The organism is Blastococcus sp. HT6-30, from assembly GCF_039729015.1.
Lineage (GTDB): Bacteria > Actinomycetota > Actinomycetes > Mycobacteriales > Geodermatophilaceae > Blastococcus.
The window spans coordinates 2,188,849-2,211,339 of the sequence record NZ_CP155792.1 but is presented as its reverse complement, the minus strand read 5'-3'; the positions used below and the strand labels follow the sequence as shown (position 1 = coordinate 2,211,339).

Below are 22,491 nucleotides of genomic sequence, written 5' to 3'. Positions count from 1 at the left end.
GGCACGGCGGTCCGTTCTTCGGCCCGCCGCAGGGCATGCCCAATGGCGGCCCGTGGGGGCAGGGCGCCCCGCAGGCTCCGGTCGGGCGGTCCTACGGCCCCGGTCCGCAGGGGCCCGGCGGACCGGTCGCCGGCGGCGCGTCCGCGGCCGGCGGGCACGGCAGCTCCAACGGCGCCGTCCCCGGGCCGCAGCAGACGTGATCCGCCGCCGTCGCCGGGAGGAACCGCTCCCGGCCGCGCCCGAGCACCCCGGCCTGCTGCTGCACCCGGCGACGCCCGGGTCGGCCGCGGACGGGGGTGCGACGGAGGACGACGGTGCACCACCGCGGTTCACCGACGGCCCCGCCGACGTCCTGCTCCGGCGGCTGGAGCTCACCGTGCGCCGGCGGCTCGACGGACTGCTGCAGGGTGACCACCTCGGCCTGGTGCCCGGCTCCGGCAGCGAGGCCGGCGACTCCCGGACCTACCACCCCGGCGACGACGTCCGGCGGATGGACTGGCCGGTGACCGCCCGCACCCAGGTGCCGCACGTCCGCGAGACGATCGCCGACCGTGAACTGGAGACGTGGGCGGTCGTCGACCTGTCGGCCAGCCTGGACTTCGGCACCGCCAACTGCCAGAAGCGCGACCTGGCGATCGCCGGCCTGGCCGCCGTCGGCCACCTCACCGTGCACGGCGGCAACCGCCTCGGCGCCGTCGTCACCACAGGGGAGCGGGTCGACCGCTACCCGGCGATGCCCGGCCGGCTGGCCGCCGAGCGGCTGCTGCACTCCGTGGTGGCCACACCGCGGGCCGCCAGCGGCCGGCGCGGGGATCTCGCGGCGGCGCTGGAGACGCTGCGCCGCCCGCTGCGCCGCCGCGGGCTGGTCGTGGTGATCTCCGACTTCCTTGGCGACAGCGACTGGGAGCGGCCGCTGCGTGGCCTGGGTACCCGGTACGAGCTGCTCGCCGTCGAGGTCCTCGACCCCCGGGAGCTGGAGCTCCCCGACGTCGGCCTGCTCACCGTGGTCGACCCCGAGACCGGCCAGACCCTCGAGGTGCCCACCGGCGACGCCGAGTTCCGCGCTCGCTACGCCGAGGGCGCCGCCGCCCAGCGCGAGCAGGTGGCCGCAGCGCTGCGCCGGGCCGGCGCCGGCCACCTGCAACTGCGGACCGACCGTGACTGGCTCATGGACGTCGTCCGCTTCGTCGCCGAACGCCGGCGTGCCGGCAACGGAGGGGCCTCCCGATGACCTTCCAGTCCCCGTGGTGGCTGCTGGCCCTGCTGGTGGTCGCCCTGCTCGTCGCGGTCTACGTGGTGCTCCAGCTGCGGCGCAAGGCGTACGCCGCCCGGTTCACCAACGTGGCGCTGCTCGGCTCGCTGGTGCCCAGGCGGCCGGGCTGGAAGCGGCACCTCGCCTTCGGGGTCGTCGCGCTCGGTCTCGCCACGCTGGTCGTCTCGCTGGCCGTGCCGAGCACCGAGGTGCGGGTGCCGCGGGAGAAGGCCACGGTGGTCATGGCCGTGGACGTCTCGCTGTCGATGGAGGCCGAGGACGTCGAGCCCACGCGGTTCCGGGCGATGCAGCGGGCGGCCACCGAGTTCGTCGACGTGCTGCCCGAGCGGATCAACCTCGGTCTGGTCACCTTCGCCGGCACCGCCACGACCGTGGTCCCCCCGACCACCGACCGGGCGCAGGTGGCGGTGGCCATCGAGAACCTCGACCTCGCCGAGGCGACGGCGATCGGGGAGGCGATCTTCACCTCGCTGGCGGCGATCGAGAACTTCCAGGCGTCGCTGGAGAGCACCGGCGAGGAGCCGCCTCCGGCGCGGATCGTGCTGCTCTCCGACGGCACCAACACCGTCGGCCGGGACAACACGCAAGCCGTCGACGCCGCCCGCGCCGCAGGGGTGCCCGTCTCCACCATCGCCTTCGGCACCGACTACGGAACGCTCGACATCGACGGCGAGCGGGTGCCGGTGCCGGTCGACCGGGGGGCGCTCGAGGAGATCGCCGACCAGACCGGCGGCAGCTTCAGCGAGGCCGCCAGCGCGGCGGAGCTCGAGCAGGTCTACTCGGACCTGGGCAGCCAGATCGGCTACACGACCGAGCCCAAGGACATCAGCCCGTGGTTCGTGCGGGCCGGCGTCCTGGTGGTGCTGGTCGGCGCCGTCCTCAGCCTGTTGTGGACCAACCGCCTGATCTGAGAAGGACCCCGGCCGCCCCCACCACTCGCTGCGCTCGCGGCGGGTCCCCTGCGGCCGTTCCAGCGGGTCACCGGGAGGGGTCGAGGACGAGCTTGCCGGTGGTGCGGCGGGCCAGCAGGTCCTCGTGTGCCTCGGCGACGGCGGACAACGGGTAGCGGCCACCGATCACCGGGTGCAGCTGCCCGTCGGCGACCTGCTGCAGCAGGTCCGTCATGGCCGCGTCCATCATCTGCGGCCGCAACATGCAGTGCGCCAGCCAGAACCCGATGACCGCCCGGCTCTTCTGCAGAAGCATGCCCGGGGGTACCGAGTGGGTCCGCTGCCGCGCGGCCATGCCGTAGGTGACCAGCCGGCCGAACGGCGCCAGGGCGGACAGGGAACCGGCGAAGACGTTGCCGCCGGTCATCTCCAGCACGATGTCGACCGGCTTGCCGCCGTTGGCCTCGCGCAGCGCTGCGGTGAACTGCTTGGGGTCCTCGTCGGCGAGCGCGGGGTCGACGGTGGCGTGTGCGCCGAGGTCCTCGGCGAGCGTCCGCTTCGCCGGGCTGGAGGCGGTGGCGATGACCCGGCCGGCGCCCCAGCGGCGGGCGAGCTGCACTGCCAGCGAGCCGACGCCGCCGGCACCGGCGATGACGACGACGGACTCGCCCTCGGCCAGGTGGGCGCTGGTGCGCAGCAGGTGCCACGCGGTGGAACCCTGGAGGACGACGGCCAGCGCCTGCTCGTCGCTGACGCCGGCGGGCACCGGCCAGGTGAGGACGTCGTTCGCCACCACCTTCTCGGCGTAACCGCCGCCGTCGAGGAGGCCGACGACGCGCTGCCCGCCCCCGACCGGGGTGCCGACGAACTCCGCCCCCGGAACGAGCGGCAGCCGCTGCTCGGCGAGGTAGCTGTTCTCGATCTGGTGGGTGTCGGCGAAGTTCACGCCCGCGGAGCTCACCTCGTAGAGCTGCTGACCCGGCCCGGGAGTGGGGTCGGGAAGGTCGACGACGTCCATGACCTCCGGGCCGCCGAAGCGGGTGATCTGCACAGCTCGCATGCACGTGAGGCTAGGGCCTGGCTCCGCGCGCCCACCCTGACACAGCGTCCGGAACTGAACGGTGCGCATGCAGCGAGGCGTGGTGCTCTCCGTGCTCTTCGTCGGCATGGGTTCGTCTGCGCGCTGCAGGCAGCCTTCGCCTACCGCGTGGCGGGCCCGGGCGGGCGCGCTTGAGGTGGACCGGCGGCCTCCCGGTCGCAGCGCGAGAATCCACGTGGGCGGCCCAGGATGGTGCGTGTCGGCCCCGTCGCCGCCGGCGGCGGAGACGTCGTAGAGCTACTGCCCCGGACCGGACTCCGGCTCGGGGATGTCGACGACGTCGAGGACGTCCGGACCGCCGAAGCGGGTCATCCGCACGGCTCGCTCGCAGGTGCAGCCGGGGCTGGTCGGGAGCGGGCGGACCGAGAGCCCGGGACCGGGACCGTGGTCGCAGTACCGGCCGCCAGGGTTAGCGGCGGCTCCGGGTGGCATGGATGCGGACAGGGCTCCGCGGCGGACCGGGACCGGCGCCGTGGGACGACGACCGAGCGGAACGGACCTGGACACTATGAGCGAGGCGACGGCGGACGCGCACGGCAGCGTCCTGGTCACGGGGGCCGGAGGCGTCATCGGGGCGCATGCGGCCGCGGAGTACGCGAGGCGGCCGGGCTGGCGCGTGCGGGGGGTGAGCCGCCGTCGGCCGCGGACCACCCAGTGGGACCACCTCCCGGTCGACCTCGGCGATCCGGATGCCGCGCGTGCCGGCCTGGCGTCCCTCGGGGACGTGACGCACCTCGTCTTCGCCGCCTACACCGAACGCGCCACCGCGCGGGAGGCGTCCGAGGCCAATGTCGCGCTGCTGCGCAACACCCTGGACGGGCTGGCGGCGGCGGGCGCGCCCCTGGAGCACGTCACGCTGTACCAGGGCGGCAAGGCGTACGGAGCGCACATGGGGTTCTTCAACACCCCCGCCAAGGAGACCGACCCGAGGATCATCCAACCGAACTTCTACTACGACCAGGAGGACCTGCTGCGCGAGGTCGCGGCCGAGCGCGGCTTCCGGCTCACGGTCTTCCGCCCTGAGGGCGTCATCGGCTATGCGGTGGGCAACCCGATGAACCTGCTCATGGTCATCGCCGTCTACGCCGCGATCGCCAAGGAGCTCGGCCAGCCGCTGCGGTTCCCCGGGAGCCTGGCCGCGTACGACGCCCTCTACCAGGTCACCGACGCCGAACTGCTGGCCCGGGCCACGGTCTGGGCCGGGAGCGAGCCGCGCGCGGACGGCGAGATCTACAACGTCACCAACGGTGACCAGATCCGCTGGCGGCACCTGTTCCCGGCCTTCGCCCGGCACCTCGGGATGGAGCACGCCGAGCCGCAGCCGGTCCCGCTGGCCGAGGCGATGGCCGACCGGCGGGACGTGTGGGAGCGGCTGGTCGCCCGGCACGGCCTGGTGAGCACGCCCTACGAGGACCTGGTGCGCTGGGAGTTCGGGGAGTTCATCTTCACCTCCGGCTTCGACAACGTCAGTTCGACGATCAAGCTCCGTCAGGCCGGCTTCGCCGACTGCCTCGATACCGAGCACCGCTTCCTGGAGCTCTTCGACCGGCTGGCCGCGGATGGGGTCATCCCGCCGTTCCGGTGACCGCGGCCACGCGAGCAGGAGGGCTCAGACCTCGACGGCGGTGCCGCAGATGCCGCAGACCTCGAGCTGCCGTCGCCCCCACCGGGCCAGCGGCACGAAGAACACGGTGAACTGCCGGAACCGCCGTACCCGCGCCCACTGGGAGGTGTTGCCGCAGCGCGGGCAGGTGCGGACCTCCCCGGGGCCCATGTCGCGCTGCTTGCTGCCGAAGCCGAAGAGGAAGAACACGGCGTCAGCGTAGGCAGCCGACCCCGCGACCGCCCGCGGTCGGCGCGCACGACGTTCCCCCGACTCGGAAGGCGAGGAGCGCGGCGTCGTCCTCGGTCCGTCCGTCCACGAGGTCGAGCAGGGCGTCGCACAGCTGCTCGTGATCCCGGCAGGCGAGGTCGGCGACGGTCGACGTCAGCCCGCCCATGCCGTCGTCCAGATCCCTTCCGCGGCCTCCGACGAGGCCGTCGGTGTAGAGGACAGCGCCGGTCGAGCGCGCCCCAGCGCCGCCGGGAGGGCTTCCATCAGCCGGGGTGTGCTCGTCGTCCGACCGGAATCCCTCGTGGCTGTCGGGATCGCGGGGCGCAGGGGTCACCAGGTCGCCCCCTCCCGGCAGGCGCCCTGGATGCTCGGCGGCGCCGCATGACGGCGTCACGTCGCCACCGCATTGATGCATCTGCCGCGCCGACGAGGTTCCGGTGGTCCAACACGGTGGCCACCGGGGCCGACTTCACCGGCGTCCGGTCGCGACGATGCCGTCCGTGCTGGCACGCCGGACGACCCGTCGGCCGGCCCGGCCGACCGCCTCACGAACGGTCAGCGGCCCAGGAGCTCACCGGTGCGGACCAGGTGGTCGGCGAACGCGAGTTGCTCGGTCTCGGCCGTGGACGCGTCGCTGGCTGAGCCCCGGGCCGCTCAGGCCGGCCGATGCCGTAGCCCGGCAGCCAGCACCGGTGCCAGCGGGAGCTGGGGGAGCAGCGTCGCCTGGTAGGCGTGGTAGACGTCGGGCTTGCCCGTCCAGACGGCCTCGGCGCCGCCCACGGGCAGCTCGTGCACCCAGCTCCCGCGTTCCCGGTCGATGAAACGGGTGGCGGCCTCGTCCCAGAACGTGCGGTACCAGCGCTCGTAGCCCGGGTCGCCGGTGCGCTGGACGAGCGCGGCCGCCGCGCCGATGGCCTCGGTCAGCACCCAGTGCAGCCGGGAGGCGACGACCGGCCGGTCCGCCCAGTCCAGCGTGTAGACGAAGCCGGACTCCCCGTCGGGCGCCCAGCCGACCTCGACGGCGGCGTCGAACAGGCTGCGGGCGTCGGGCAGCAGCCAGTCGGGGGCGTCGGCACCCAGCGCGGCCTCCAGGTGGAGCAGCAGCCGTGACCACTCCAGCCAGTGGCCGGGGGTGGAGCCGTAGGGGCGGAACTTGTCGTTCTTCCGGTCGGCGTTGTATTCCGGCAGCGGCCGCCAGTCGGTGTCGAAGTGCTCGGGCAGCCGCCAGCCGTTCTCCCGGGCCGCGGTGTGCACCAGCCGCTCCGCGATGGTGGTGGCGCGGGTGAGCCAGCGGTCGTCGCCGGTCACGGCCGCGACGGTGAGGAATGCCTCCACCGTGTGCATGTTGCTGTTGGCGCCGCGGTAGGCCTCCAGCTCGGTCCACGTGCGGTTCCAGCTCTCGACCGAGCGGCCCTCGTCGTCCCGCCAGAAATGCTGCTCCACCACCGCGAGCGCTTCCCGCAGCAGGTCCGCGGCGCCCGGCCGCCCGGCCGCGGTGGCGCTGGCCGCGGCCAGCACGACGAAGGCGTGGTCGTAGGCGGACTTGTCCGTGGCTGCGGGCGCGCCGTCGGCTGTCAGCGAGGAGAACCAGCCGCCGTGCTCGGCGTCCCGGAAGGATCCGGTCAGGGCGGCCAGCCCGGTGTCGACCAGCAGCCCGGCGCCGGGCCGCCCGCGCAGGTGGGCCAGCGCGAAGACGTGCGTCATCCGCGCGGTGATCCACAGCTGCGGGACCTGCTCGGTGTCGGGACGGCCGTCGTCGTCGAGCCACGCGAAGCCGGTCGTCGCGCCACCGGTGGCCTCGGCGAAGGCGAGCAGCCGTTCGCCCTCGCCGTCGAGCCAGGCGCGGTGACTCGGCAGCGACATCCAGGAACCCGATCGCAGGGAGTCACCGGTCGTCGTCATGGGTCCTCCTCGTGGATGGGTCCCCGGGTGGCTCCGGGACGTCGCGGTGGACGACGAGGTCGGCGCGCGACCGCGACGTCTCGACGGTGCGGCCGTTGCGGCCGTCGACGGTGCGCACCCACGCTTCGGCCGCCTCGGGCTCGTGACCGTAGGACCGCCGCCGGCGGACCAGGCGCCGCTCGCGCACCCCCGGCGGGACGTCGAGGTACCAGACCTCGTCCAGGCACGGGCGAACCGCCGACCAGCCGTGCTCGTCGAGGAGCAGGTAGTTCCCCTCGGTGAGCACGAGGGGGGTGTCCGGAGCGACCGGGACGGCGCTGCCGATCGGCTCCTCGAGGGCGCGGTCGAACACCGGTGCGTAGACCGCCACGGGAGGCGGCGTCCGCAACCGGCGGAGCAGGGCGACGTAGCCGTCGACGTCGAAGGTGTCCGGTGCCCCCTTGCGGTCCACGCGCCCGAGGCGCGCCAGTTCCGCGTTGGCGTAGTGGAAGCCGTCCATGCCCACCAGGGCCGCCCGCTCGCCGAGGGCGTCGAGCAGGGCGGCGCAGAGGGTCGACTTCCCCGCGCCGGGAGCGCCGGTGATGCCGAGGATGCGTCGGGCGCCCGGTCGTACGAGGGCAGCTGCCCGGTCGACCAGCTGCTCCAGGGTCGCGCGGACGACCGGCGGGGAGCCCACTCCGGGCGGGGCCTGCTCGTGCACCGTCCACGTCCTCTCGGTCCGCCTGCCGCTGCGGCGCGGGGCAGACGCAGCGGGCACGGAGGACGGTAGAGGTGGGGCGACACGGGGGCCACCGTGGTTGGTCACCGGCGGTCTCCTCGACGTCGGTCGTCCGCGCCGCGCTTGGCCCTGGTACATCGCCGCATCGGCGCGGGCGATGAGTGCCGCAGCCGTGTCGGCGTCCCGGGGGAAGAGCGCCGCGCCTGAGCTCGCGGTGAGCCGGAGCGCGGTGCCGGCCAGCTCGAGCGGCTCGTCGAGGGCGGCGCGCAGGTGGTTCTGCACCCGCCGGACCAGCTCCGCCGCTCCGGGCGGTGTCCCCGCTTCGGACGGATGTGCCCTCTCCGGGGGGAGTCCGGCGGCACCCGCTGCCGGTCGTAGGTCAGCACGTGGTCGAGCCGGCGCCCGGCGGGGGTACCGGCGGCGCGTGCGGGCGTTCATCTGGTTCGCGTGCTGGAGGTTCGCGAGGACGACGGTCTGCTCGTCCCAGGAGCAGGGCCCGGCGCTCGACCTGGCGGGTCATCGAGGCGAGCAGCGGCACGCTGGTGCGCCGTGGCTCCGAACCGGCGGCGAGGACGTCGTGCGGGGCCCTCGGCCGGCACGGCCGCGCCGGAGCGCTCCGCGTCGGCACGGACGGCGTTGATCACCGCGGCCGCCTGCCGGTCCGGGTGCTCGCGGACCAGGGCGAGGTCCAGCTTGATCACGTCCGGGCGCCGGAACGTCACGAGCGCGAGACCCCACCGCCACCAGGGCGCCGTCGTGCAGGTCGACGATCGGCTGGAACAGCGATCGCACGGCGTGCCCCTGGCGCACCGGCGGGATCATGGAACCGGGCGTCCCACGTGCCCATCCAGCCGGCGCGGCGTCGTGGAGCGCCGGTTCTCGCCGCGGCGGTGCCCGCGCGCAGGTGGCGGTGGGATCAGGCCGTGGGGCCGAGCGCCGCCCAGACGTGCTTGCGGGCGCCGACGACCGCCCAGCCGAACGCCGAGGACAGCCGGGCGATCAGGTGCAGCCCCAGCCCGCCGAAGGCCGGGTCCCGGTCGACGGCAGGAACGGGTGGCCGGTCGGGTCGCGCGTCGCTGACGTCGACGAGCCAGCCGTCGTCACAGCTGTAGACGCGCACCCGGACGGCGGCGCCGCTGTGCCGCAGGCCGTTGGAGGCCAGCTCCTCGAAGGCCAGCAGCAGCCGGTCGACGTCGTCGCCGTCGGCGCCCTGCGGCAGCGGCGTGGCGGCGAGCCCGCGGCGGAGGTCGTTGCGGGCGGAGGTCAGCTCGGCGGGGCGGGTGATGGCCCACGTCCAGGTGCCGTTGGCGCCGGTGATGGTGGGCAGCGGTCGGTGCGCCCAGGTCTCGGGCCGGTCGGTGCTCATCGCTCCCCACGGTGTTCGGCGGGGTCTGCGTCCGGTACGAGGTGGGCCGGGTGGCCGAGGGTGTGCTGCGAGCCCGCTGTTCCCCACGGTAACGCCGGTCGCCGGGTCGGGCACGCGCCCAGCCCGCATCGTGACCCGGCGGCCGTGGCCCGGGCGGGTGACACCGGTAGCGGTGCCCGGGGATCGTCGGCGGACACTGCGCTGTCCACGATCGCTACGCCCAGGAGGACGCGTGCCCGACACCCCCGACCTGCTCCTGGTCGTCAACAGGTCCGCCGGGACGGCCGCCGACGACGCGGTCGAGGCGGCGCTGACCGAGCTGCGGTCGGGAGCCGACGTCGCCGTGGCCGCGACCTCCGACGCTGCGGAGCTGGACGACGCGCTGGGCGACCACCCCGGCCGCCGGGTGGTCGTGCTCGGCGGTGACGGCTCGGTGCACGCCGTGGTCGCCGCCCTCGACCGGGCCGGACGGCTGACGCCGGTCGAGCCGGTCGGCATCATCGCCCGCGGCACCGGCAACGACCTCGCCCGCGCCCTGGGGCTGCCCCTCGACCCGGTCGAGGGGGCCGCCGCGGTGCTGGCCGGCTCACCGCGGCCCCTGGACCTGGTCCGGGACGACGACGGTGGCATCGTCGTCAACGCCGTCCACGCCGGCGTCGGCGCCGAGGCCGCGGCCGAGGCCGTCCGCCTCAAGGGCCGGCTCGGTGCGGTCGCCTACCCCATCGGCGCCGCGATCGCCGGGATGTCCGGCTCCGGATGGCAGCTGTGCGTGGAGATCGACGGCCGGGTCGCCACGCACGACGCGGAGGGCTGGACGGCCGACGGCACGACCGGACTGCTGATGATCGGGATCTGCAACGGCCCGACCATCGGCGGCGGCACCCCGCTGGCCCCGGCGGCGCGTCCGGACGACGGCTGGCTCGACGTCGTGGTCAGCGCCGCGACCGGCCCCGTCGCCCGGGTCGCCTTCGGCGCCGCGCTGACCGGCGGCCGGCACGGGGACCGCGCCGACGTGCTCGTGACCCGGGGCCGCGAGGTGCGCGTCTCCGGCAGAGCGGTCGCCGTCGACGCCGACGGCGAGCTCGACGAGGTCGCCGTCGCCCGGACGTGGCGGGTGCAGCCCGCCGCCTGGTCGGTGCTGGCGCCCGCGTAGTCCCCGACGGACGGTGGCCGCCCTGTGACGATCCGTCCGAGCCGGACATGTACCGGATGTGTTCGCGACGCAGGGGCCGCCACCCATGACCAGCCCGCCAGGGGGCGGCGACATCTTCGAGCAGGTGTACCGCAGCGCGGGCACCGCCGTGCTTGGCTACGCCCTTCATGGCGCTGCCCTACGACGAGGACGAGATCGACGACCGCGGGACGGTCACCGTCGACGGCCGGCCGACTTCGTCCGCGCCACGTTCGACGCGCCCGACTGCCGCCGCGTCCCCGCGGCGCCGACGCAGGAGGACGAACCCGCCCAGCTCTGCAGCACCGCCTACGCCGAGCTCGTCTACCAGCGCGAGGACGGCCGGTGGATCGCGCTCGCCGGTCAGGGCGACCGGTACGGCCAGGTGCCGGCGCTGGTCTCGGTCGCCGAGTCGATCGTGGACCGCGCGCAGCCGGTCGTGCTGCAGTTCGGGCTCGCTCCCGACGGCTGGGGCGTCTCCAGCTACGAGAGCCCCGGCCATCTCGCGCTGGTGGACGAGGCCGAGCCCACGAGCCTCAGCGACCGGATCGGCGTGAGCCTGCAGGAGCGGTGGCGTGGGCACCACGAGCCGGAGGACGTGCTGCAGGGCATGACCGACGGCGACCCGGTGCAGCAGGTGACCGTCAACGGGCTGCCTGCCGCCCTGGTCTCGGTGCCCGACTCCTTCGCCGACCCGGGTGCCGGCCGCCGGACGTGGCACCTCGCCGCCCGGTTTCCCGACGGCGCGCTGTTCCTCTTCCAGGCGCCCGACACGCTCACCCGCGAGGACGTGCCCGCCATGGCCGACGGGATGACCTGCACACCCTGAGCAGCGGGCGCCGCGGGTATCCCCGCTCCTGGGTGTCGACCACGTGCACCCCGCCCGCCGCCGACGCGGGCGCCGCGAACGGTCCCCGTCGGCTCCGGCGGCCGGTGACGGGCATGGAAAAGGTTCGGTGGGGCACAACCGAGTGGTGAAGACCGCCGCCATCGCCGTCCTCGGTTCCCTGCTCACCCTCTCCGGCGTCGCGCTGCTCGTGCTGCCCGGCCCGGGCTTCGTCCTCGTCGCGGCGGGGCTGGCGGTGCTGGCCACCCGCTTCCCGTGGGCCAGGAAGCCGCTGGACTACGCGAAGGAGAAGGCGCAGGAGGGGGTCGAGGAGGTCGGCCGGAACCCCTGGCGGGCGGCCGGCGCCGTGCTCGCGGCCCTCGTCCTGGTCACGCTCGGGGGAGTCACGCTGGCCGGGGTCGACCTGCCGTTCATCAACGCGTTCACCGCGGTGGTGCTCATCCTCTCCGGCTTGTTCCTCATCGGCACCGTCGTCTTCGCCCGCCACGAGGACAAGGCGGAGCAGGCCCGGGCGCACCGGCCGGCCGGGACGCCGCAGGGCGGTGGCGCCTACCGCGCCGCGCGGCCGACGGCGGACTGAAGGCGGGCGACCGGCGGTCGGCACCCGGCGATCCGGCCTACCGGCGGGTAGGGGGTGTGACCTGCGACCAAGGGATAGGTTCGGACCGGAACACCGGGTCGTCGGGCGCAGGGGAGTGGCACGTGGGCAGGTCGGTGCTGGTGACCGGCGGCAACCGGGGGATCGGGCTGGCCATCGCCCGCTCCTTCGCCGAGCAGGGCGACTCGGTCGCGGTGACGCACCGCGGCAGCGGCGCTCCCGACGGCCTGTTCGGCGTGCGGTGCGACGTCACCAGCGCCGAGGACGTCGACCGCGCGTTCGGCGAGGTGGAGGCGCACCAGGGGCCGGTGGAGGTGCTGGTCAGCAACGCCGGCATCACCCGCGACGGCCTGCTCATGCGGATGAAGGAAGAGGACTTCACCGACGTCGTCGACGCGAACCTGACCGCCGCCTACCGGGTGGCCAAGCGGGCGACGGCGAAGATGGTGCGGGCCCGCTCGGGTCGGATGGTCTTCGTCTCGTCGGTCGTGGGGCTGCTCGGATCGGCCGGTCAGGCCAACTACGCGGCGAGCAAGTCGGGCCTCGTCGGCCTGGCCCGCTCGATCGCCCGCGAGCTCGGCAGCCGCAACATCACGGCCAACGTGGTGGCGCCCGGGTTCGTGACCACCGACATGACCGCGGAGCTGCCGGAGGCCCGGCAGAGGGAGATCCTGGGGCAGGTGCCGCTGGGCCGGTACGCCGACGCCGACGAGATCGCCGGCGTCGTGCGCTTCCTGGCCTCCGACGCGGCGGCGTACATCACCGGGGCGGTCGTCCCGGTCGACGGCGGACTGGGAATGGGGCACTGATGAGCGGCGGCATCCTCGAGGGCAAGAAGGTCCTCGTCACCGGCGTGCTGACCGAGGCGTCGATCGCCTTCGCGACCGCGCGCATCGCCCAGGAGCAGGGCGCGACCGTCGTCCTGTCCAACTTCGGGCGAGCGCTGTCGCTGTGCCAGCGGATCGCCAAGCGGCTACCGCAGGAGGCGGCGGTGGTCGAGCTCGACGTCACCGACGACGAGCACCTGGCAACGCTCGCCGACCGGCTCCGCGAGCAGGGCTTCGACTCCCTCGACGGCGTCGTCCACTCGATCGGCTTCGCGCCGCAGGAGGCGATGGGGGAGGGCTTCCCCGAGGTGGCCTGGCAGCACGCCGCCACCGCGTTCCAGGTCTCGTCCTGGTCGTACGCCTCCCTCACCCAGGCCTGCCGACCGCTGCTGGCCAACCCGTCCTCCGTCGTCGGCCTCACCTTCGACGCAACCGTCGCCTGGCCGGTCTACGGCTGGATGGGCGCGGCCAAGGCAGCGCTGGAGTCCGTCAGCCGCTACGTGGCCCGCGAGCTCGGCCCCGAGGGTGTGCGTTCGAACATCGTGGCCGCCGGCCCGCTGCGCAGCATGGCCATGAAATCCATCCCCGGCAGCAAGCAGTTCGAGGAGGCCTGGGAGGGGCGCGCGCCGCTGGGCTGGTCGGTCACCGACACCGAGCCCGCGGGCAAGGCCGTCGTCGCGTTGCTGTCGGACTGGTTCCCCGCCACCACCGGCGAGATCGTCCACGTCGACGGGGGCTTCCACGCGGTCGGTGTGTGAGTGCACCCGGCGACGCCCCGCGAGAAGGAAGAACCCACGTGCCCCGCGCAATCGTCGACATCACCCCTGCCGGTCAGCGGCCCGACGAGGACCCCTCGCTCGCTGTCCGCAACAACGGCGGCATCGCGCCGTCGGCCGAGCCCGCCGCGCCCGGCCGGCGGGAGGCGCTGCTGCTCCTGTCGTTCGGCGGCCCGGAGGGCCACGACGACGTCATGCCCTTCCTCGAGAACGTCACCCGGGGCCGCGGCATCCCGCGCGAGCGGCTCGAGGAGGTCGCCGAGCACTACCACCACTTCGGTGGCGTCAGCCCGATCAACGACCAGAACAAGGCACTGCTCGCGGCGCTGGAGGCCGAACTCCGCTCGGCCGGGATCGACCTGCCGGTCTACTGGGGCAACCGGAACTGGGCGCCCTACGTCGAGGACGTGTGGCAGCAGATGACCGACGACGGCATCCAGCACGTCTACGTGCTGGCGACGTCGGCCTACGCCTCCTTCTCCGGCTGCCGGCAGTACCACGAGGACATCGCGCGGGCCCGGACGGCGCTGACCGGGGACGCCGCCGCGCCGGGCGGGCCGACCGCGGAGAAGCTGCCGCACTACTTCGACGCGGACGGCTTCGTGCGGGCCAACGCCGACGCGCTCGCCGCGGCGCTGGCCGAGCTGCCCGACGGCGTGCGGAACACCGCCCGCCTGGTCGCGACGGCGCACAGCATCCCCGACACGATGGCCGCCGTCGCCGGGCCGGAGGGGCATGCCTACGAGGCGCAGCTGATGACCGCCGCCGGGCAGGTGGTCGAGCTCGCCGCCCCGGGGCGGCCGTTCGACCTGGTCTGGCAGAGCCGCAGCGGCCCGCCGTCGGTGCCGTGGCTGGAGCCGGACGTCAACGACCACCTGAAGGCACTGGCCGAGGCGGGGGAGAAGGCCGTGGTCCTCTTCCCGGTGGGTTTCGTCAGCGACCACCTCGAGGTGATCTGGGACCTCGACAACGAGGCGAAGGAGACCGCCGACGAGCTCGGTCTGGCCTTCGCCCGCGCCGCCACCGCCGGCACCCACCCGGCGTTCGTGACGGCGCTGCGGGAGCTGCTCGAGGAACGCCGGGCCGGTGGGCAGCCGCGCCTGGGTACCGACTGCCCGGCGTCCTGCTGCTATGTCCGACGTCGGCTTCCGGCCGACACCGCGACCAACGGTCGTCCCCCCGTGGGCTGAGCCCTTGCTTCGTGCCTGCGCGGGACCCTGCGGGCCCCACTCGGCCCGAGTCGCCCAAGGGCGGCGTTCCCCCCTCAGCTACCTCGGGACGGCGTTGTAGGCGGCGGTGACCGCCTCGCGCACTGCGTCGGACAGCGGGCGCAGCGCCGTGTCACGGGCGGTCGCCTGCGCCTGGTTGACCGCCGCTCCGGGGGCGTCGGTCGACGCGAGGTCGAGCACGGCCGCCAACCGCTGGGCCCGCCCCAGCACCGACAGCGCCAGCGGGTCGTGGTCGGACGGCAGGCCGGGGGCCGGCTTCGGGCGGGCCAGCTCGGCCAGCAGCGCGGGCACCTCGGGGTGCCAGCGGGCGAGGTCCAGGCCGGCGAGGGTGCGCGCCGCGTCGCCGACGGCGAGGTCCAGCGCGCCCGACGCCGCGCGCAGCGTGCCCTCGGCCGGTGGGGGCGGGAGCGCCGCGCCGTCCAGCGGGAACGCCGTCCAGGTGACCACCTCAGGGCCCGGCCGCGGCACGAGGGCCACCCGGTCGCCGACGGCGGCCTGACCGGCCTCCAGCGCCACCGGGGCCAGCCCCGGCACCGCGGGCAGCCCGCGGACGTCGCCGGGCACCGGCAACACCAGCCGCAGCCGCCGCTCGCCGAGCCCCCGCAGCGCCCTCAGCGCCGCACCGAGCGGCACTACCCCCACCTCGCCGGGCATGCCCGCCACCAGGTGGGCGTGCGCGCCGGTCAGCGACTCCAGCGCCTCGTCGTAGGAGGTGCGTCCGGACAGCCAGGCGGTGGACCAGACCGCGAGGCGGCCGGCGGGGAAGTCGTGCACCGAACGAGGCTACGACGACGGGCGGGGCCGCCGCGGGGCGTCCCGGGCCTGCGGCTCTGCCAGACTCGGTGCATGGCGTGGTTGCTGTGGTTGATCGGTGCGGGGGCGTTGGCCGTCGGCGAGATGCTCACCCTCGACCTGGTACTGCTGATGCTGGCCGGTGGCGCGCTCGGCGGCATGACCGTCGCGCTGCTGGGTGGCGCGCTGGCGCTGCAGGTGGCCACCTTCATCGTCGTCTCCGGTGTGCTCCTGGTCCTGGTGCGCCCGCTGGCGAAGAAGCAGTTGACCGACCGCACCCCGCTGCAGCTCGACGGCGTCGACACGCTCATCGGCAAGACGGCGCAGGTCACCGAGCACGTCGACGTCTCCGGTGGCCGGATCCGGCTGGGGGCCGACGAGTGGAGTGCACGGAGCCAGCACAGCGCGGAGTCGTTCGACGTCGGGAAGACGGTGCGCATCCTGCAGGTGGAGGGAGCGACCGCGGTCGTCGGCGACGCCCTGGAGTGATACCCGTCCACAGGGTGCTGACGTCGGCGTACCCGGCGGGGGAGGATCGGGGCTGACCCCCGACGAAGGGAGCCAGCCGTGGACGCGGCCCTCATCGCACTGCTCGTGATCGCCGTCCTGGTGATCGTCGTGATCGCCAAGAGCGTGACCATCGTTCCGCAGGCTCAGGCCAAGGTCGTCGAACGGCTGGGCCGGTACAGCCGGACCCTGTCGCCCGGCCTGTCGATCCTGGTGCCGTTCATCGACCGGGTGCGCGCCACGATCGACCTGCGCGAGCAGGTCATCTCCTTCCCCCCGCAGCCGGTCATCACCGCCGACAACCTTCAGGTCGGCATCGACACCGTCGTCTACTTCCAGGTCACCGACCCGCGGCTGGCGGTCTACGGCATCGCCAACTACATCACCGGCATGGAGCAGCTCACGACGACGACGCTGCGCAACGTCGTCGGTGGGCTGAACCTCGAGGGCGCCCTGACCGGCCGGGACGGCATCAACAGCCAGCTGCGCTCCGTGCTGGACGGCACGACCGGGCCCTGGGGCCTGCGCGTGGCCCGCGTCGAGATCAAGGCCATCGACCCGCCGCTGTCCATCCAGGACTCGATGGAGAAGCAGATGCGCGCCGACCGCGACAAGCGTGCGATCATCCTCACCGCCGAGGGCCAGCGGCAGGCGGCGATCACCTCCGCGGAAGGCGAGAAGGCCGCCGCGATCCTGTCGGCGGAGGGCAAGAAGCAGTCCGCGATCCTCGAGGCGGAGGCCGAGCGGCAGAGCCGGATCCTGCGTGCCGAGGGTGAGCGCGCCGCCCTCTACCTGCAGGCCCAGGGCCAGGCGAAGTCCATCGAGACGGTCTTCCAGGCCATCCACGACGGCAAGCCCGACCAGGGGCTGCTGGCCTACCAGTACCTGCAGACGCTGCCGAAGATCGCGCAGGGCGACGCCAACAAGATGTGGATCGTGCCCAGTGAGTTCAGCAAGGCGCTGGAGGGGCTGGCCAACCTCGGCGGCGCCGAAGGCGGCACGTCGTGGATGGACGTCGACCCGGAGAAGGGCGCCGGCAACGGCTCCCGCCCGGCCGACGGCGGCCTGGACACCAGCAGCTGGTTCGAGTCGCACCTGCCGGCCGCGGCCGACCAGCCGGAGGCCCGCATCGAGCTGTCCAGCATCACCGACTCGGTGCCGGCCGTCCCGACCCCGCCCCCGTTGTCCGAGGTCACCGCCGACGTGCGGGACAGCGGCCCGGCGGCCGATCCCGCCGTCCGCGAGCAGTTCAGCGCGACCGAGGAGGGCGACGCGCCGCGCTGACAGGTGGACCGGTCGGGACGCCGAGGGCTCCCGGCCGGGACACGGGCAGCGGCTCGTGCCCGGCCGGGAACGGTTCCTGGCCGCGGCGCGGTGCGGAGGACCGCAGTCTTTCAGTCCTTGAGCAGGCCCTCGCGCAACTTGGCCAGCGTCTGGCTGAGCAGCCGCGACACGTGCATCTGCGAGATGCCGATGTCGGCGGCGATCTGCGACTGCGTCATGTTCCCGAAGAACCGCAGGATCAGGATGCGTCGCTCGCGGGCCGGGATGGTGGCCAGCAGCGGCTGCAGCGACTCGCGGTACTCCACGCCCTCCAGCGCGGCATCCTCCTCGCCCAGCGTCGCGGCCAGGGTGGGGGAGTCGTCCTCACCGGAGAGCCGCTCGTCGAGGGAGCTGCTGCGGTAGGCGTTGGCCACGGCCAGGCCCTCGAGCACCTCGGCGCGCGGGATGCCCAGGTGCTCGGCCAGCTCCGAGGGGGTCGGTGCGCGACCGTTCTTCTGGGCCAGCTCGCCGACGGCGGCGTTCAGCGACAGGTGCAGCTCCTGCAGCCGCCGCGGCACCCGCACCGACCAGCCCTGGTCGCGGAAGTGCCGCTTGATCTCACCGGTGATCGTCGGCACCGCGAACGAGAGGAACTCGACTCCGCGGGTCGGGTCGAACCGGTCGATCGCAGCGATCAGGCCGAGCGTGCCGACCTGCAGCAGGTCGTCGAACGGCTCGCCGCGGTTGCTGAAGCGGCGGGCGAAGTGCCGCACGAGTGGCAGGTGCTCCTCGACGAGGATCTCCCGCAGCCGCTCCCGGCGTGGGTCGTCCTTCTCCAGGGTCGCCAGCTCGGCGAACAGCGGGGCGGTCCGCTCGGCCCGCTTCCGGTTCTCCGACAGCGGCGGAGCATCGGGCTCGGGGGCGGGCGCCGCCTCGGCCACCGGCTCCGCCGGCGTCTCGACCGCGGGCTCGTCCGGGGTGTCGACGGGCGCCTCGGCGGCGGGGTCGACCGGGGTGCCCTCCGCGGCGTTCAGCGGCTCCTCCTCGCGGGAGTCGGTGGCAGCCGACCGGCTCACCGGGCCACCGTGAGGTTCTGCCCCGGACCGCCGTCCACCCCGGTCGGACGCTGACCAGGGAGGTACTTCTCCAGCGAGATGACGGCGACCGGGGCCCCGGAACCGTTCCCGCCGGGCATCTCGCCCTCGGTGGACCGGCGGCCCTCGACCGCGTCCACCAGGGCGGCGAGCACCGCCCAGCCGAACCCGTCGGTGGGCACCTCGGTGCCGTCGGCGGTCGGCACCCAGGCGTCGATGTGCAGCCCGGCGCGGGTGGTCTCGAAGACGACGGTCAGCGGGGCGTCGCCCAGGGCGACGGTCGTAAGGGTCGCGCAGGCCTCGTCCACGGCGAGCCGGAGGTCCTCCACCGCGTCGAGGTCGTAGTCCATCCGCATCGCCAGGTCACCGGCCATCGCCCGTACCGCCGGCAGCTGGGTCGCTGTGGTGGGCACCCGCAGCTCCAGCCGCTCCGCGCGTCGTCCGTCCTGCGCGAGGGTGCCCCTCGAGTCGACCATCCGTCGTCCGCTCCTTCGTTGCCGGCGCGCTCGACCCTCGAGTCGCGGCGGTCCCATCCTGTCGGGCGGCCCGGCCACCGGTGCGGTCGGACCGGGCCCGGTCGGTGCACGAGGGGCTCTGCTACCCCCGCGACGTGGCTGGAAAACGTGGTGGTCGCCACGTGTTCCACCGTCCGTGTACGCGGTTGCCGCCACCGGGACCCTGTTGTTTCCTGGCCCGAGATGAGCGCCAGTTCAGGCAGTCTGCCACCCGCACCCGACGGCTCCCCGGACGAGGGGTCCGCCGTGCTGCTCGCTGCCCTGGAGGCGGCGTCCGATGCCGTCTTCTGCCTGGCCGCCGACGGCTCCGGCCCGCTGTGGGCCAACGCCCGAGCCCGGGGGATGGACGCCGCGCGCAACGGCCTGCCGGAGATCGCCGGCAGGCCGCTGGCCGACCTGGTCGACGTCGCGGTACGGAGCGGTCACGCCGAGACGCTGCACGGCACGCTGGGGGAGGGCGGTCCGGTGGCGACGGCGACCGTGCGGCCGATGACCGTCGCCGGCGGGCCGGGCGCCCTCGTCGTCGTGGAGGCGCCGGCCGGTGACGACGTGCACCCTGCGCAGCGGTCGCTGCTCCCACCGTCGCTGCCGATGCTGCCCGACGTCGGCCTGTCCGGCAGCTACCACCGCGCCACCGACCTGTCCGCGGCCGGCGGTGACTGGTACGACGCCGTGCCGCTGGGCAAGGGGCGGGTGGCCCTCGTGGTGGGAGACGCCGTCGGCCACGGCGTGCCCGCCGCCGGCGCGATGAGCCGGCTGCGGGGCGCCATGCGCTCCACGGTGCTGCGGGATCCGGAGCCGGCGAGCGTGCTGGCCGCCCTGGACGCCTTCGCCGCCGAGATGGACGACGTGGAGGGCACGTCGGTCTTCTACGGAGTCCTGGATGCCGCGACCGGACGGCTGGTGTATAGCGCCGCCGGTCACCCGGCGCCCCTGGTCGTGCACGCCGACGGCCGCAGCTCCTTCCTCGACGTGACGCCGCGGCCGCCGCTGGGCAGCCTCCCCGGTGCGCCGGCGCCGGTGCACGAGGACGTGCTGCGCCACGGGGCCACGTTGGTGCTGTTCTCCAACGGCGCGGTCGCCGGTGCCGAGCAGCCGGCGGAGGCGCTCGAGCACCTGGGGCAGGCCGCCCGCGGGGTGCTGGCCGAGCCCGGCGCCCTCGACGTGGCGGCGGTGGCGGGGCTCGCCGGCGCCATCGCCGAAGGGGCACGGCGGCCGGATGGCTGGCTGGACGACGTCGCCGTCCTGGTGGCCCACCGGCGGGCCACCACGCAGGAGGCGCTGCGGCTGGACCTGCTCGCCGTCCCCTCGGCGCTGCCGGGGGTGCGCCGTCGGCTCAACGCGTGGCTCACCGGGCTGGGCATGGGGGAGCAGGACCGGGTCGGCGTCATGGTCGCGGTCGGCGAGGCCTGCGCGAACGCGGCCGAGCACGCCTACCGGGGCACCGAGCCGGGGCCGATGTCGGTGACCGCGCAGGTCGACGTCGACGGCGTCCTCACCGTCACCGTGCACGACGAGGGCAACTGGCGGCCGCCCGACCGCGACCCCGGCGACCGCGGTCGGGGCTTGCTGATCATGCGGCAGCTCGTCGACGGCGTGACGCTGGAAGAGGACCACGGGACGACGGTGACCCTCAGCTTCCGGCTGCGCCGAACCCCTGACGAGAGCCTCGACGAGCACCGGTTCCCCGACAACGCCGACGTGGTCGTCGACCGCGACGGCGAGCGTCCCGTGGTCCGGGCGCGCGGGGCCGTCGACACCGCGGCCGCCGAGCAGTTGAGGATCAGGATGCTGGAGGCCAGCCACGGCGGCGCGACGCCGATGGAGCTGGACCTCGCCGGCGTCGGACTTTTCAGCAGCGCTGCCGTCCGCGTGGTGCTCGCGATGGCGCGCATCGCCCGGGACGAGTCCTGGCGCCTGGTCGTGCACGCGCCGGAAGGTGGGGTCACCCGTCACGTGCTGGAGATCAGCGGGCTGGACGGGCTGGTCGAGCTGCGCTGAGGCGTGACTCTCCGTCCCGGGGGGTTTGCGGAACGGCTGCGGTGCTCATGCACCGCCCGTGAGACTGCGGCGCAGCGACGTGCACGGTCCGGGCTACCGGCGCCGGAGGGCAGGGCGGGGCTTCGCCTACTACGACACCGACGGCGGGCTGATCAAGGACGACCGCCTGGAGCGGATCCGGGCGCTGGCCGTCCCACCGGCCTGGAAGGACGTCTGGATCTGCCCGTGGCCCAACGGCCACATCCAGGCCACCGGGGTCGACGCGGCCGGCCGGCGGCAGTACCGCTACCACGACGCCTGGCGTGCCCGGCGCGACGCCGAGAAGCACGAGCGGGTGCTGGAGATCGCCCAGCAGCTGCCCGACGTCCGTGACGCGGTGACCTCGGCGCTGCGGACGCGTGGCCTGAACCGGGAGCGGGTGCTGGCCACGGCGGTGCGGCTGCTCGACCTGGGCGCCTTCCGGGTGGGCAGCGAGCAGTACGCCGAGGAGAACGGCACCTACGGGCTTGCGACCCTGCGCCGCGAGCACGTACGGGTGCGTGGTGAGCGGACGTTCTTCTCCTACACCGCGAAGGGCGGCATCGAGCGCGAGATCGAGTTGACCGACCGTCCCACCGCCACCGTCGTCCGTCAGCTGCTGGAACGGCCCGAGGGCACCGGGGAGGAGCTGCTGGCCTACCTCACCGACGACGGGGAGTGGCGCGACGTGACCAGCGACGAGATCAACGCCTACCTCAAGGAGATCAGCGGCGCGGAGATCACGGCCAAGGACTTCCGCACCTGGAACGCCACCGTGATGATGGCCGCGACCCTCGCCGAGGGGCCGCCGCCGGCGACGAAGACCGCCCGCAAGAAGGTCATCAGCGCGGCGTACAAGGCGGTCTCGGAGCAGTTGGGGAACACCCCGGCCGTCTGCAAGGCCAGTTACGTCGACCCCCGGGTGGTCGACCGGTTCGAGCACGGCGAGACCGTGGCCGACGCGCTGCGGGCGGCGGGCGAGGCCGAGGCCGACCGGGACGCGCAGCGCACGCTGGAGCAGGCGGTCTGCGCGATGCTCTCGGCCCAGTGACGCCGCCGGCCCCGTTCCAACGAGGAGCGGGGCCGTTCCGCGGGGCCCTTGCCCCCCGCCAGCTAGCGAGCGGCGGGGGCAGGGGGCCCTTCTTCAGCGCGCGGGGCTGTCGGCGATCGTGAAGAGGTCGATCAGGCCCGTCACCTCGAGCGGCCGGGTGACGGCGCGGGTCGTGGCGATCAGCCGGAGGGCGACCTCACGGCTGCGGGCCGACTTCTGCGTCTCGACGAGCACGGCCAGGCCGGCGGAGCCCAGGAACTGGACACCGGACAGGTCGATCACCAGCTCACGTGGCTGCTGCTCGAGCTGGCTGTCCAGGGTCGAGCGGAGCACGGGTGCGGTGAAGGTGTCCACCTCGCCGACGACCGTCACCGTGACCGCGCCGTCGCTGTCGGTGGAGGTCGACAGCGTGATCACGTCGTCGAAGGGTGCCTCGGTGCCCTCGGTCGACACGTTGGGCTGCCCCTCGGCAGGCAGGTCGGAAGTGGTCACGGACAGTTGCTCCTCTCGGCGGCACCCGGACGGCTGCCCGCCCGGACAATCTACCGCTGGTGCGCCCCGGGAACTCGTCCTCGGTGCGCCGGTGGTCGAACGTGGTGCGTGCCGGACCACCGGTCCGGCACGTGCGGCTGACTGCTGAGCCGCTGACCCAACGTAGACAACCTGCCGGGCGCGCGCCAACCCACCCCCCGGGACACGCTCGAGGGGGGTGGGCCGGCG

Annotated in this window: 23 protein-coding genes; 13 read left to right on the top strand and 10 right to left on the bottom strand. The window is 74.3% G+C overall.

Going from position 1 to position 22,491, the window contains the following annotated elements:
• The first annotated feature begins 196 nt into the window (after positions 1 to 196).
• Both ABC795_RS10710 and ABC795_RS10705 read left to right on the top strand, forming a co-directional pair.
• Positions 197 to 1,231: a DUF58 domain-containing protein gene (locus tag ABC795_RS10710; protein ID WP_347057169.1), complete on the top strand. Its 1,035-nt coding sequence runs from the start codon at positions 197 to 199 to the stop codon at positions 1,229 to 1,231.
• Positions 1,228 to 2,184 carry a VWA domain-containing protein gene (locus tag ABC795_RS10705; RefSeq protein WP_347057168.1) on the top strand — a complete coding sequence of 319 codons (957 nt, stop codon included), beginning with the start codon at positions 1,228 to 1,230 and terminating at the stop codon, positions 2,182 to 2,184. Before ABC795_RS10710 ends, ABC795_RS10705 begins: the two co-directional genes overlap by 4 nt.
• A gap of 67 nt (positions 2,185 to 2,251) precedes the next feature.
• Here ABC795_RS10705 and ABC795_RS10700 read toward each other — a convergent pair whose 3' ends face one another.
• Positions 2,252 to 3,223: an NADPH:quinone oxidoreductase family protein gene (locus ABC795_RS10700; RefSeq protein ID WP_347057167.1), complete on the bottom strand. Its 972-nt coding sequence runs from the start codon at positions 3,221 to 3,223 to the stop codon at positions 2,252 to 2,254.
• Positions 3,224 to 3,770: 547 nt separating this feature from the next.
• Here ABC795_RS10700 and ABC795_RS10695 point away from each other — a divergent pair.
• Positions 3,771 to 4,847 carry an SDR family oxidoreductase gene (locus ABC795_RS10695; RefSeq protein ID WP_347057166.1) on the top strand — a complete coding sequence of 359 codons (1,077 nt, stop codon included), beginning with the start codon at positions 3,771 to 3,773 and terminating at the stop codon, positions 4,845 to 4,847.
• 24 nt (positions 4,848 to 4,871) lie between these two features.
• Here the strand turns inward: ABC795_RS10695 and ABC795_RS10690 are convergent, their stop codons facing one another.
• From ABC795_RS10690 to ABC795_RS10670, 5 genes are all read right to left on the bottom strand, one after another.
• Positions 4,872 to 5,075, bottom strand: coding sequence for a zinc-ribbon domain-containing protein (locus ABC795_RS10690; RefSeq protein WP_347057165.1), 204 nt, complete (start codon positions 5,073 to 5,075; stop codon positions 4,872 to 4,874).
• A 4-nt stretch (positions 5,076 to 5,079) separates the two neighbouring features.
• Positions 5,080 to 5,430, bottom strand: coding sequence for a SpoIIE family protein phosphatase (locus ABC795_RS10685; protein ID WP_347057164.1), 351 nt, complete (start codon positions 5,428 to 5,430; stop codon positions 5,080 to 5,082).
• A gap of 320 nt (positions 5,431 to 5,750) precedes the next feature.
• Positions 5,751 to 6,998 carry an AGE family epimerase/isomerase gene (locus tag ABC795_RS10680; protein WP_347057163.1) on the bottom strand — a complete coding sequence of 416 codons (1,248 nt, stop codon included), beginning with the start codon at positions 6,996 to 6,998 and terminating at the stop codon, positions 5,751 to 5,753.
• Positions 6,982 to 7,698, bottom strand: coding sequence for a nucleoside/nucleotide kinase family protein (locus tag ABC795_RS10675; protein ID WP_347057162.1), 717 nt, complete (start codon positions 7,696 to 7,698; stop codon positions 6,982 to 6,984). Before ABC795_RS10675 ends, ABC795_RS10680 begins: the two co-directional genes overlap by 17 nt.
• Before the next feature lie 934 nt (positions 7,699 to 8,632).
• Entirely contained in the window at positions 8,633 to 9,082 is a 450-nt protein-coding gene (locus ABC795_RS10670) for an ATP-binding protein (RefSeq protein ID WP_347057161.1), read from the bottom strand.
• 232 nt (positions 9,083 to 9,314) lie between these two features.
• Between ABC795_RS10670 and ABC795_RS10665 the strand changes: the two genes are divergently transcribed.
• The 6 genes from ABC795_RS10665 (at position 9,315) to ABC795_RS10640 (ending at position 14,491) form a co-directional block, all read left to right on the top strand.
• Positions 9,315 to 10,235, top strand: a complete 921-nt coding sequence (locus ABC795_RS10665) for a diacylglycerol kinase family protein (protein WP_347057160.1) — start codon at positions 9,315 to 9,317, stop codon at positions 10,233 to 10,235.
• 85 nt (positions 10,236 to 10,320) lie between these two features.
• A complete protein-coding gene (locus ABC795_RS10660; RefSeq protein WP_347057159.1) occupies positions 10,321 to 11,082 on the top strand; it encodes a hypothetical protein in 762 nt (253 codons plus the stop codon).
• Positions 11,083 to 11,227: 145 nt separating this feature from the next.
• On the top strand, positions 11,228 to 11,680 hold the full coding sequence (locus ABC795_RS10655; protein ID WP_347057158.1) for a PGPGW domain-containing protein: 453 nt from the start codon (positions 11,228 to 11,230) through the stop codon (positions 11,678 to 11,680).
• Positions 11,681 to 11,802: 122 nt separating this feature from the next.
• Positions 11,803 to 12,507, top strand: a complete 705-nt coding sequence (gene fabG, locus ABC795_RS10650; protein ID WP_347057157.1) for a 3-oxoacyl-ACP reductase FabG — start codon at positions 11,803 to 11,805, stop codon at positions 12,505 to 12,507.
• Positions 12,507 to 13,283: an enoyl-ACP reductase FabI gene (fabI, locus tag ABC795_RS10645; RefSeq protein WP_347057156.1), complete on the top strand. Its 777-nt coding sequence runs from the start codon at positions 12,507 to 12,509 to the stop codon at positions 13,281 to 13,283. The genes fabG and fabI overlap by 1 nt, the downstream gene beginning before the upstream one ends.
• A 38-nt stretch (positions 13,284 to 13,321) precedes the next feature.
• Positions 13,322 to 14,491, top strand: coding sequence for a ferrochelatase (locus ABC795_RS10640; protein WP_347057155.1), 1,170 nt, complete (start codon positions 13,322 to 13,324; stop codon positions 14,489 to 14,491).
• A gap of 78 nt (positions 14,492 to 14,569) precedes the next feature.
• Here ABC795_RS10640 and ABC795_RS10635 read toward each other — a convergent pair whose 3' ends face one another.
• Positions 14,570 to 15,304 (bottom strand): hypothetical protein, encoded by a 735-nt coding sequence (locus tag ABC795_RS10635; protein WP_347057154.1) that lies wholly within the window; start codon positions 15,302 to 15,304, stop codon positions 14,570 to 14,572.
• 72 nt (positions 15,305 to 15,376) lie between these two features.
• On the opposite strand from ABC795_RS10635, the gene ABC795_RS10630 reads away from it, so the two are divergent.
• Together ABC795_RS10630 and ABC795_RS10625 are read left to right on the top strand one after the other, a co-directional pair.
• Entirely contained in the window at positions 15,377 to 15,811 is a 435-nt protein-coding gene (locus ABC795_RS10630; protein WP_347057153.1) for an NfeD family protein, read from the top strand.
• A gap of 78 nt (positions 15,812 to 15,889) precedes the next feature.
• On the top strand, positions 15,890 to 17,113 hold the full coding sequence (locus ABC795_RS10625; protein WP_347057152.1) for an SPFH domain-containing protein: 1,224 nt from the start codon (positions 15,890 to 15,892) through the stop codon (positions 17,111 to 17,113).
• 110 nt (positions 17,114 to 17,223) lie between these two features.
• Here ABC795_RS10625 and ABC795_RS10620 read toward each other — a convergent pair whose 3' ends face one another.
• Both ABC795_RS10620 and ABC795_RS10615 read right to left on the bottom strand, forming a co-directional pair.
• A complete protein-coding gene (locus ABC795_RS10620) occupies positions 17,224 to 18,168 on the bottom strand; it encodes an RNA polymerase sigma factor SigF (RefSeq protein WP_347057151.1) in 945 nt (314 codons plus the stop codon).
• Positions 18,165 to 18,662 (bottom strand): ATP-binding protein, encoded by a 498-nt coding sequence (locus ABC795_RS10615; RefSeq protein WP_347057150.1) that lies wholly within the window; start codon positions 18,660 to 18,662, stop codon positions 18,165 to 18,167. Before ABC795_RS10615 ends, ABC795_RS10620 begins: the two co-directional genes overlap by 4 nt.
• Before the next feature lie 222 nt (positions 18,663 to 18,884).
• Between ABC795_RS10615 and ABC795_RS10610 the strand changes: the two genes are divergently transcribed.
• Entirely contained in the window at positions 18,885 to 20,702 is a 1,818-nt protein-coding gene (locus ABC795_RS10610) for a SpoIIE family protein phosphatase (RefSeq protein WP_347057149.1), read from the top strand.
• 58 nt (positions 20,703 to 20,760) lie between these two features.
• Positions 20,761 to 21,771: a DNA topoisomerase IB gene (locus ABC795_RS10605; protein ID WP_347057148.1), complete on the top strand. Its 1,011-nt coding sequence runs from the start codon at positions 20,761 to 20,763 to the stop codon at positions 21,769 to 21,771.
• 93 nt (positions 21,772 to 21,864) lie between these two features.
• Here ABC795_RS10605 and ABC795_RS10600 read toward each other — a convergent pair whose 3' ends face one another.
• Positions 21,865 to 22,263, bottom strand: a complete 399-nt coding sequence (locus ABC795_RS10600; RefSeq protein WP_347057147.1) for an STAS domain-containing protein — start codon at positions 22,261 to 22,263, stop codon at positions 21,865 to 21,867.
• Between the last annotated feature and the right edge of the window lie 228 nt (positions 22,264 to 22,491).